At 38.3% G+C, this 12,215-nt stretch carries 6 protein-coding genes and 1 rRNA gene; all 7 read left to right on the top strand.

Going from position 1 to position 12,215, the window contains the following annotated elements; genetic code table 11:
• Nucleotides 1-318, top strand: a 23S ribosomal RNA gene (locus tag BUB77_RS07950); the annotation flags it as partial.
• Between the two features lie 305 nt (nt 319-623).
• Nucleotides 624-2,651 (top strand): leucine-rich repeat protein, encoded by a 2,028-nt coding sequence (locus BUB77_RS07945; protein ID WP_073274536.1) that lies wholly within the window; start codon nt 624-626, stop codon nt 2,649-2,651.
• Nucleotides 2,652-2,770: 119 nt separating this feature from the next.
• Nucleotides 2,771-3,667 carry a chemotaxis protein gene (locus BUB77_RS07940; protein WP_073274534.1) on the top strand — a complete coding sequence of 299 codons (897 nt, stop codon included), beginning with the start codon at nt 2,771-2,773 and terminating at the stop codon, nt 3,665-3,667.
• A gap of 112 nt (nt 3,668-3,779) precedes the next feature.
• Entirely contained in the window at nt 3,780-5,258 is a 1,479-nt protein-coding gene (locus tag BUB77_RS29385) for a hypothetical protein (protein ID WP_073274532.1), read from the top strand.
• 361 nt (nt 5,259-5,619) lie between these two features.
• Nucleotides 5,620-7,392 carry a sensor histidine kinase gene (locus BUB77_RS07930; protein WP_073274530.1) on the top strand — a complete coding sequence of 591 codons (1,773 nt, stop codon included), beginning with the start codon at nt 5,620-5,622 and terminating at the stop codon, nt 7,390-7,392.
• Between the two features lie 70 nt (nt 7,393-7,462).
• Nucleotides 7,463-9,046 (top strand): response regulator transcription factor, encoded by a 1,584-nt coding sequence (locus BUB77_RS07925; RefSeq protein WP_073274529.1) that lies wholly within the window; start codon nt 7,463-7,465, stop codon nt 9,044-9,046.
• A gap of 170 nt (nt 9,047-9,216) precedes the next feature.
• Nucleotides 9,217-11,883: a glycosyl hydrolase gene (locus tag BUB77_RS07920; protein WP_073274527.1), complete on the top strand. Its 2,667-nt coding sequence runs from the start codon at nt 9,217-9,219 to the stop codon at nt 11,881-11,883.
• Nucleotides 11,884-12,215: the final 332 nt, after the last annotated feature.

The raw sequence follows: 12,215 nt of genomic DNA, 5'->3' as shown, positions 1-12,215 counted from the left end.
GGTTCAGAACGTCGTGAGACAGTTCGGTCCCTATCCGGCGCGGGCGTAGGATATTTGAGAGGAGCTGACCTTAGTACGAGAGGACCGGGTTGGACTGACCTCTGGTGTACCGGTTGCACTGCCAAGTGCATGGCCGGGTAGCCAAGTCGGGAAGGGATAAACGCTGAAGGCATCTAAGCGTGAAGCCCCCCTCAAGATAAGATATCCCATAGCATAAGCTAGTAAGACCCCTGAAAGACGATCAGGTGGATAGGTTAGAGGTGGAAGTGCAGTAATGCATGCAGCTGACTAATACTAATAGGTCGAGGGCTTGACCTAAAATTAGATGGATTTAAAAATGTGTATGTTTATAGAGGAAATTTAAAGGCATGATTATCATTGTATGATAATTAATGCCTTTTTTATTTTTCCGGAAAGCTGAGTATTTCACTCAGAACCAGAGAGTCAAACGCTGTTAAAATCCTTGTGTTACGTTGTATAATTAGGTTATAATGGATATATACATAAATGGCAAGTGAAAGTCTTTCCAGAAGGATGATGTAGAATTGTGAGATAATTATTGGTAAAAACTCATTAGCCAGGAGCCATTAATTAATAAGTTATTGTACAGGAGGAAAACGTACATGAGGAAAACATACAAGAAGCAAAAACGGTTGCTTTATTATTTCATTTTCTTTAACATTCTGGCATTAATACTATTTATTCCGATTAAGACCAGTGCTAAAAATGAGGATTTTGTCGTTAAAAACGGAACACTTAAAAAGTATAATGGAAGTAGCAAGAATGTAATAATTCCGAATACTGTCACAAGTATTGGAGTTAATGCATTTTACGGTAAAAGTAAGATAGTAAGTATCACAATACCAAAATCCGTAAAAGAAATAAATAATGGGGCCTTTGCAAATTGCAGCAGTCTGGTAAATATTACTGTCCCTGGTTCGGTAAAGAAGCTTGGCGGCGGGGCCTTCAGCGGCTGTAAAAGTTTAAAACAAATTAAATTACCAGAAACTATTACAGAAATAGGCAGCCATACATTTGCAGGCTGCGGCAGCTTAAAGGAGATTACAATACCAGGCAAGGCTGTAAGTATCGGAGATTATGCCTTCGAAAACTGTACGGCACTCAAAAAAATAAAAATACCCAATTCTGTAACAAGTATTGGCTCTTATGCTTTTTCCAATTGCAGCAAGCTGACTGATATAAGCTTATCCCAAAAGCTAAAGGAAATAAAAGACGGGGCCTTTTACAATACAGCCTGGTATAAGGAACAATCCAAAAAAGGTGCAATGCTGATTTCCAATGGAATTTTATTTGATGCTATGAAAAGCAAAGGAAAAGTTACAGTACCTAAAGGCGTTACTGAAATCGGAAAACGGGCATTTTACAATTCATCCGTTACAGAAATAGTATTGCCAAAAGGTGTGAAAAAGTTGGGAGAAGGAGCTCTTTCCGTAAAAAGCTTGAGCAAAGTAACATTACCGGAGGGCTTAATTGAAATTGGTGACAGTGCATTTTCAGAGACCAAGCTGGTAAAAATCAAAATTCCTGAAAGTGTTACCTTAATAGGCTTTCATGCATTCAGTCACTGCTCCTCCTTAAAATCCGTAACAATACCGGAAGGAGTGAAGACAGTCGGAGGCTGGGCCTTTGCCAATTGTACATCACTTCAGGAAATATCCTTTTCGAAAACTGTCAGCAGTATTGGAATTAATGTATTGAGCAATGATACAGCACTGCAAAAGGTGGAATTCAGCAGTGCGAATCCTGTCTATACATATGAGGATGGTTTTTTGCTAAGTAAGGACAGAAAAGTACTTATGAACTGTTTAAATACCCCAAAGGATATTAAGATACCGGAAGGGGTGGAGAAAACGACGGAAGATATTTTCGATTATACGGAAATATCATCTATTACCTTTCCGTATACAATGAAATATTTAAAAGAAAATTTATTTGAAAATTGCGGTTACCTTTCCGGTATTAAGATACCCTCTTCTTTGCAGTCCTATGGCAGGCAAGTAAGATTTGGCGACGGTCAGATTACCGGTATAGAGGTATACACTGCCAATAATATTGTTAATTACAGCAGTGACAACGGAATACTTTATAATGCGGACAAAACGATACTGATATGTGACCCGGCAGTGGATAAGGTGATTGTAGCAGACGGGGTGACAACTATCGCTGACTATGCTTTCCCCAATGCCAGGACCAGTGTAACAATTCCTAAATCAGTAACTTCCATCAGCGATGAAACATTTAATATTATGAGCATAGCAAAAATGGAAGATGAGGAGCCATTTTATATATATGGCTACACAGGAAGTGCCATGGAGGAATACTGGAAGAAACATGAAGAATTGTTTCAGTCATATAGAATCCAGTTTCTGGCCTTTGATGGGACTTATACTATTAAGTATAATCTCGACGGCGGTACCAATGACACTGCAAATCCTACCTCCTATAACTATAATTCAGGGGAAATAACCTTGAAAGAACCGACAAAAGAAGGGTATCAATTTTTATATTGGTATGAGGATATCGCTACCTGTGGTGATGGCAGCTGCAGAGGAGAGCGCAGAGTCAGCAGTATTCCGGAGAAAAGTCTCGGAAATATTGAATTGATAGCTAAGTGGAAGAAAATAGCATAACCTTGTATAGGTAATTAACACTATTTGTATAATAAGTTTGAATTTTGTAGAAATTTATACTATAATATGATTAACCTAAAAAGAAAAAACTATGGGGAAAGAGCTTAGGGAGGCCAAATATGGAAGCAGGAGTTTTGCTAGAAACTGGAACGAACGAATTGGAAATTTTGGAATTTAAGATTGGAGATAATTTCTATGGAATAAATGTGGCAAAGGTCCGAGAGATATTGCCCTACCAGAAACCAACACCAATTCCCAATGCGCACCCCTTTATCGAAGGCATTTTTATGCCAAGGGAAGATATCATTACATTAGTGGATTTAGCAAAAGCACTTCATGTCACAGAAAATGAAAACAGTGATAAAACAAGCCATATGAATGTTGTTACGAATTTCAATAAATTAAATATAGCTTTTCATGTTCATGGAGTTGTTGGAATTCATCGTGTATCCTGGGAAGATATTAATAAACCGGATAAGACTATAAATTCTTCTGCAACGGGTATTTTAAAATGGGAAAATAAATTAATTGCCATTTTGGATTTTGAAAGGATCATAGCGGATATTAATCCGGAAACTGGGCTTAAAATGTCTGATCTAAGCCATTTACATGATAGAAAAAGAAACGATGTGCCCATTTTAATTGCTGAGGATTCTCCCTTGTTAAGTAAGTTAATAAAAGATTTTCTGGAGAAGGCCGGTTTTTCTAATCTAATTATGCAGGAAAACGGTGCCGAAGCATGGGAGACCATAGAAGGATTCAAAAACGAAGGTACTGTTTTTGATAAGATTAAATGTGTCATAACCGATATTGAAATGCCCCAAATGGATGGACATCATTTGACAAAGCTGATTAAGTCAGATAAACAACTGAAGGAATTGCCAGTAGTTATTTTTTCTTCTTTAATCAATGATGAAATGAGGATAAAAGGAAAATCAGTGGGAGCAGATGCCCAGATAACGAAACCGGAAATCGGTACTTTAATTGAAGTAATAGATAGTCTGGTAAATGCATAATCGGGGTTTAGAAATATACGGATATTGCCGATATCTTTATATATAAGCTTTGATAATAGATATATTGGTTGGATTAGTACAAAAGATAGTAAGAGAAAGGCCATATACGTAAATGAGTGATGAGAAAGATATATTTGACAATAATGGGGAGACAAAAGATAATAATTTGAGAAATGATGATATCTACAGCCGTTTAGACGAATCCTCCGATATGGAGGATGCGGATGAGGATCTTCTGGCACTGTTGGATATGATATCTGCCCAGGACGAAAAGCAGAAAAAAGGCAATGGCCCGCAGCCGTCAAATCAGGTTAAAGCTGAAGAACCTGCAAAAGCAGTAGAACCTGCAAAAGCAGCAGAGCCTGTAAAGGCAGTAGAAGCTGCTAAGGCACAAGAACCTGTTAAAGCAGAAAAATCCGCTGCGAAAGAAGAGATGGATCCTATTTTCTCTATTGATGATTTTGATTTGGATAGTAATCAAGTCCATCAAGCAGAGGAGGCAACCGACAGTTTTGCTGCGGATAAGGTACTGGAAGCTAATAATAATGCACCTTCCAAATCCAAGAACCTTGATAGTATGGGAGATGTTTTCTCCGATGCCCTCAGTGCAATGGACAGGCTTGAGGATGAAGAGCTGTTAGAAAATATCGATATCTCTGCTATGGAAGGAAACTCTGAAGAGAAATCAGGATTTTCAGGTAAAAAGCTTTCGAAAGACGAACAGAATGGTAAAGGGGAAGGGAATAAAAAATCCAGGGCAGAAATAAAAGCTGAAAAAAAGGCAGCCAAGCTGGCAAAGGCCAAAGAAAAGGCAGAGAAGAATAAAGAAGCTAAAGCAAATGCAGCCAAGGCTAAAAAGGAAGAAAAGAAGCCTGCCGAGGAATTACTGACAGAAGAAGAAAAGGCTAAAATCGCTAAGAAAAAAGAGGAAAAGGCCAAAAAAGCTGCTGCAAAGCTGGAAAAGAAGAAAGCTTCCGATGCCCAGAAGGCTGAAAAAAGGAAAGCGGCCGCAGATAAAGCTGCAATGAAGCAGCAGGAGAAACAGGCCAAAAAGGAACAGACACCTCCCGATCCGGATGATAAGGTAAAATTAAATACCCTTGGCGTAGTGTTTATCATGACATTTTTTATTTTGATAGCTGGTGTTGTAATTGTAGGGACTAAGACATATTCCTATAGCCTTGATGTAAAAAATGCAAGCCTGGAGTATTCCAGAGGAAGATACACGGAAGCATATTACGATATCTATGGGATTAGTGTTAAGAAGCAGGACCAAAAGACCTATGATAGAATAATGACCACCATGTATGTTAATAAGGAATTGAATTCCTATTATAACAATATTGAGATGAAGAAATACCCGGAAGCCCTGGATTCACTTTTAAAGGGTCTTGACCGGTATGATGTACATATTGCCCGGGCAAAAGAGCTTGGCATTGAAAAAAACCTGGGTTCTATTAAGCAGCAGATATTAAAGGAATTGGATAAATCCTACGGGCTTACGGAAAAGCAGGCAAAGGCTATAAATTCAATTGATGACCAGGCAAAATACAGTGTTAAGGTTATTAATATTGCCAGTGAAAAAAAGTAATTAATAGACTAAACTTTACTACAATAGAGCGCAGCCGCAAACAAAGGAAATTTGTTTGCGGCTGCATTTTTTATTGCTTCCGGCATCGAAACCAATATGGATAGAGATTATATTGGCAAGCAGAAAAAATATACAATAAAAAGAAGTAGCAAATGGGAAAAACAGGTATCTAAGAAAAGCAGAGATATCCCAGAGTTTATGGATTAATTCTTAATAAAAAATGTAAAAATAAGAAATGTAAAGATGTGAGTATCTTTTGTTTAAATAAGGAGTATGAATTTTGTTGAATTTTCTGTAAAATATAAATAGAATAACTATAGAAGAAAAAACAGTTGTAATATTTGCATAGGGAGAAGAGAATATGAAGATGAAACTTATAAAAAAGATACATATACCGACTAAGTCCATCCGTTTTCGAATTATTTTTGTAGTCTTTTCCATCGTCTTTGTTCTATTGCTTATCCTGCTGTTTAGTAATATATACGCCATTAACGTGGTCAGAAAACAGGCGGCCGGGACGAACCAAAAAATGCTTAAAATGTATATGAACCGTGTTGATGATGTATTTAAGAATGTTGAGAATTATTGGGTTGGACTTCAGTTATCGGAAAATATGGCTACTATAGAGTACACAGATAATGAAGTGAATTACTATACAGCCCAGGCTCGGATGAAGAGGGATATGGAAAATGTACTGCCTACCTATGGATTTATTGATAACTTATTTGTATATTTCAGCGGAAAAGATACGTTTATAGATGCGGTAAAATTTGATATCAGCGGAGGAGAACAAAAATATATCCGTAAAATGATTAAGGCTGCTGTAAAGGATGAAAAGACACTTCTTAATAATAAAGGGAAATGGTTTGGGATGGAAGTAAATGGTGAGTATTATCTTGTCCGTATTTTAAGAGTAAACAATATTTATATGGGGGGCTGCGCCAAGGTTGATAAGCTGGTACAAAAATTCAGGTCGGACGGTTTCGGAGATATGGAGTATATAACCTTTTGTGATAATTCAGGAAAAGAGTATGGAAATTCACTGATGGAATTAAATAAATCTCTTTTACTCAATGATCAGAACAAGCCCTACAATATAGTCGGGGAAGGGAAGAAATACCTGCTGCTTTCTGCAAATTCAAAATGCGGTAATTATAGCATGGTAGCTTTGATACGTGATAATCATATTTTGGAAGGTCTCAATTCCATTCAGAATTTTATCCGCCTTTTATATCTTTTTCAGGTCGTTTTTCTTATATTGTTTATATTGGCAATGAGAAACTGGATTATTAAACCAATGGACTTATTAATCCGGGCTATGAAAAGCCTGGGCAGCGGAAACCTGGAAGTCAGGCTGAAATCAAATAAGGTATGTGATGAATATGTAATTTTGAATAAGACCTTTGATACTATGATTGAGCAGATTAAGTCATTGAAAATAGACATTTATGAGGAAAAGGAGCAAAGGCAGAAAGCAGAGCTGCAGTATCTGAAGCTTCAGGTAAATCCGCATTTTTACATCAATTGCCTGAATGTTATTCATAATTTATCCCTTATGGACAAAAATAATCTGGTGCAGGAAATGACTACGTATCTGGGAAATCATCTTCGCTATACAATGGAGGGAAATTCCCTGGACTGCCTGTATAAAGAAATTGATTATATTAAAAATTATCTCCGGATTCAGAAACTGCGGTTTTTGAACAGTATTAATTGTCAATTTGATATTGAGGATTCTGTTCTTGATGTTATGGTTCCTCCATTGATTATCCAGACATTTATAGAAAATACGGTAAAATATCAGGTAGTAGCAGGTGAGATCACGGAAATCTATATTAAGGTGAAAAGCTGTGAACTCAAAGATATTCCCTATATCTGCATTGAAGTGTGGGACTCTGGAGATGGATATTCCGAGAAAGTAATGGAATCCTTGAAATATAAAAAGCGGATATTTGATGAAAAGGGAGAGCACTTCGGAATATATAATGTCCGCCAAAGAGTGAACCTGATCTATGGGGATATGGCATGTCTTACCTTTGCCAACCACGAAGTAACAGGAGGGGCTTATGTAAAGATTTTGCTGCCCAGGGAAATCAATACGGAAAAGAAAGACCAGCCTCAGGTTAAGCAGTGAAAAATTACTTTACCGTTACTTTAAAATGTTTCCAATAACTTATTTATGCTATATGTATATGGAGGATAAAATGATTCAGGTATTGATCGTTGATGACGAGGTGCTTTGCGCAGAGGGAGTGAAATGCACTGTGGACTGGAAAAAACTAGGGGTGGACAAGGTATACACTGCATACAGTATGAAACAGGCCCAGAAAGTATTTGAGGAACAGGAAATCCATATCATACTCTGTGATGTAGAGATGCCAAAAGGGAGCGGTTTCGACCTGTTGAAATGGGTAAAGGATAAAAAGCTGACACCTGTGAGCATTCTTTTAACGAGCTATGCGGAGTTTCACTATGCCAAACAGGCTATTGAATTGGGAGTTATCGAATATCTTTTAAAACCTATTGAGCAGGGAGAATTGCTGGAAGTATTTCAGAAGGCCGTTCAGACTGTTATAGAAAAGCGGGAAAAAGAAAAAAATGTACGTCTGGCAGGCTATTGGAATGAAGCAGAGCGAAGTCGGGTACAGCATTTCTGGAGGGCGGTGCTGAGTAAAGAAATTGACCAGGACAGTACTGCAATCATGGGGCAGGCTCAGCGGGAGCATTTAGTATTTAATGAAAATAACCGTTATCTGCCAATTCTGTTCGAGGTCTTTGCCTCCGATACAAACAGAGATTGGACGGATTTAGCTGAAACACTTCAGTACTCTTTACAGGAAGCGGAGTATAATGAATGGGAGCAGGTGGTGCTGGCATACCATGATAACTGCCTTTTGTCAATAATCAGCTGTGCAGGTGATTTTCAGGAATATGACAAAAAGCTTAGGGAAGGCTGTAATAGCTTCGTCAGGAACTGCAGAAAGAAACATAATTTACTGGCAGCTTGTTATATGGGGGAATTCAGAGAATCAGGAGAGCTTGCCCGGCAATATGAAAAGCTATTGCAGCTGGAAAGAAATAATGTCACGGAATATGCAGGGGTTTTTGATTATAGGTCTGTTCAGACAATAAATTATACCAGGCCAAATATTGAATACTGGACAGATTTATTTACAGAAGGTAATTATGAGAAAGCCTACAATGAAATTGAAATTTATGTTAATAATCTGGCATGTGAAAACAGGGTAAACGGTGAGGTGTTAAATAACATATTTCACGATGTATTGCAGGCCTTTTATATAGCAGTTGACCGGAAAGGAGTACAGGCACATCTTTTGTTTCAGGATGAAGAGTCCTTAAAATTATACAAATCCGCCACAAATTCAGTCAGAGATTTTAAATGCTGGGCATATTATATGATTCAAAAAGCCTCTGCTTATGTGGAATTGGCTGCAAATAAGGATAAAGTCATAACCCGTGTCAAACAGTATATTAAAGCTAATCTGAATGAGGAGCTAAACAGAAAGCAGCTGGCTGAATATGTTTACCTTAGCTGCGATTACCTGTCCCGTATTTTTAAACAGGAAACCGGTGTACAACTAACGGAATATATAACGCAGAAACGGATACAGGAAGCAAAACGGTTATTAAAGGAAACAGATAGGACTATAGGAGAAATTGCATTTTCAGTGGGTTACAGTAACTGGGCCTATTTTTCAAAGGTATTCAGGGAAAAAAATGGGGAGACTCCGGCACAATTTCGTTGCCACTACAGAAGCGGCAGGTAAATCACTAAAAAGGCAGTTTAGTAAAAATATGCGTATATTTCGTAAAGGAAAGAGTTAGTTAAAATAATCCATGTTAATTATAATAGAATAGGAAAGTCAATAATTAGATTAGATAATAGCAGGTAAGGCAATAAACAGGTAAGGCAATAAACAGATAAGGAGCATATGTCATGAACCGTACTATTAAGAATAATCTTGAGAATAAAGAAGATAATTACGTATTGCCCTTTTTTTGGCAGCACGGTGAAGAGGAAGAAGTTTTGAGGAAGTACATGGAAGCTATTTATAACTGCGGAATCCGGGCTGTCTGTGTGGAGAGCCGGCCACATCCGGATTTTGCCGGGCCGAAATGGTGGGAGGACATGGATATTATTCTGGATGAAGCAAGGAAACGGAAAATGAAAGTATGGATTCTTGATGACAGTCATTTTCCTACGGGATACGCTAATGGGGCAATGGAGAATGCACCTGCAGAACTTTGCCGTCAGAGTATCCTATGCCAATTTGCAGAGGCAGAGGGAAAAACAGAAATTAATGTGGAAGAATACCTCTGGCCGAAATTCCGGAAAAATAAAATGGAAGAGGCTATGATTAAAAAACCTGCACAGTTAAGAGAATTTACAGATAATAAATTTTTAAGCATAACGGCATACCAGTCAGGCATAGGAGAACCGGTATCTCTGGAAAAATATATAGTAGGAAATAATCTTATATGGGATGCGCCAGCAGGTAAGTGGAAAATATGTTTCTGCGTCCTTACAAGAAATATGGGGCCGAGAAGAAACTATATTAATATGTTGGACAAAAACTCCTGCCGGGTTTTAATCGATGAAGTATATGAACCTCATTATAAGCATTATAAAGAAGATTTTGGAACTGTAATTGCAGGATTCTTTTCAGATGAGCCAGAGCTTGGAAACGGCCATTTGTATCCTCAGGAAAATTTACTTGGAACGGACCAGGACCTTCCCTGGAGCCAGGAAATAGAATCCGAGCTGGAAAAACGACTGGGAGCAGCCTATAAGAAATGGATGCCTTTGCTATGGGATAAGCTGGATGTGAAAAACAAGGCTGCGGCAGAGGTACGGTATGCCTATATGGATGCCGTAACACGTCTTGTGGAAAAGAACTTTTCAATGCAGATAGGAAACTGGTGCAGGGAGCATGGGGTGGAATATATAGGCCATATCATTGAAGATAATAACCAGCATGCACGTACCAGCTCCAGCCTTGGACATTTTTTTAGGGCATTATCAGGGCAGGACATGGCAGGAATTGATAATATAGGCGGACAGGTATATCCTCAGGGAGAAGAGGCAGAGATCCCCGGACCTATGGCAGGAAAAAGAGACGGAGAATTTTATCACTATGCTTTAGGAAAATTGGGAGCATCCATGGGAGTAATTGACCCACGGAAAAAAGGCCGTACTATGTGTGAAATTTTTGGAGCTTACGGCTGGTCGGAAGGGGTCCAGCTGGAAAAATACCTTGCTGACCATTTTATGGTCAGGGGAGTTAACCACTTTGTTCCCCATGCGTTTAGCGGTAAGGCCTACCCGGATGCTGACTGCCCGCCGCATTTTTACGCAAATGGAAATGATCCGCAGTACCGCCATTTCGGAGCTTTAATGCGTTATATAAATCGAATTTGCGGGTTGATCAGCGGAGGCTGGCATATATCAAATACAGCAATTTTGTATCACGGTGAAGCAGAGTGGACCGGTAATTATATGCTTATGCAGAAACCAGCTCATTTACTTGCAGATAACCAAATTGACTATGATTTTATTCCGGCAGATGTATTTCTGGAAAAGGAACGTTACCGGACAAAAGCAGGCAGTATATTAAAGATACATACACAAGAATATAAGGCTTTGCTTATTCCCTATGCAGAATATATTTCTTTCGAATTGGCTGAAGAAGTTCTGCATCTTCATGAAAATGGATTTCCGGTAGTTTTTCTTCAGGAACTGCCAAAAGGTATTTATAACGGAGACGATTCCATTTTGGAGAGCCTTCAATCCTGTACTGTTGTTCCTTTGGAAGAGCTTATAGAATATTTAAAGAAAGCAGGCCTTGAAGAAATTAAATTGTCTCCTGAAAATAATCGGATGCGTTATCTTCACTACCGAAAGGAAAATGATATCTATTATTTTGTAAATGAAGCAGATGAGACATATACAGGATTCATTACTGTTCCCCAGACAGGGGCGTGCTATGTATACAATGCATGGGATAATCGAATCGAGGAAATAGAAATGCTGGAAAGCGGCAAAGACACTACCCGTTTTCAGGTATCTCTGGAGCCACGGAAAAGTTTGATTATAATATTTGATGAGCCTGGAATTATAGAAAAAAAATATACGGAAATACCTTATCAGACGGAAATGGAGGAGCTTCCTTTCAATAAGAATTGGAAACGTGCGATATGCCGAAGTATAGACTACCCTGATTTTACAAAGGAAAAAGAGGTATCCCTTCCGGACAGACTGGCAGAAGAAGAGCCTGCATTTTCGGGCTTAGTGCAGTATAAAAATAAGTTTTATGTAAAAGATTTATCCAGGGTGATTTTAGAAATTACCGATGCCGCAGAAGGAGTAGAGGTATTTATTAATGGAGTGAGTACGGGGATTCAGATTGTGCCGGCTTACCGGTATGACATATCAAAATTTGTGCAAGAGGGAGAAAATGATGTTGTTATTGAAGTGGCAACTACATTGGAGAGAGAGGTTTTTAAAATGTGCGGTCCGACAATGTTTTCTCCAGAAGAGCCAAAGAGTCCGTCCGGGATTACAGGACAGGTAAAAATTCACGTCAGCCGGGTACCTATGACTTGATTTCATAAAATTAATAGTACTTCGGAAACCTGGGAGGCAATCAACCGGAAAAACACAACCTGCCAAAGATATTGTCTTTGGCAGGTTGTGTTTTGCAGTTTCGGAAGAACAGGCAGATTAATTTCAAGGGCAAGAAGTAGATGTTTATGCCATATGGTTATGTTTATTGAAATTCAAATTGTACAGAATTAATAAGAAGGATATAAAGATAATAATATTAAACAGAAAAGTTATATAGTAAGACAGAAAATTTATATGTGCTATTTGTGGAATATGGTAAACTAAGTACATAATTTCCCGGGAGATAAAATAAAAAAAGGAGAATACGACTA

Source organism: Anaerocolumna jejuensis DSM 15929, from assembly GCF_900142215.1.
Taxonomy (GTDB): domain Bacteria; phylum Bacillota; class Clostridia; order Lachnospirales; family Lachnospiraceae; genus Anaerocolumna; species Anaerocolumna jejuensis.
The sequence above is the reverse complement of the archived record's forward strand: the minus strand, read 5'-3'. Positions and strand labels throughout refer to the sequence as shown.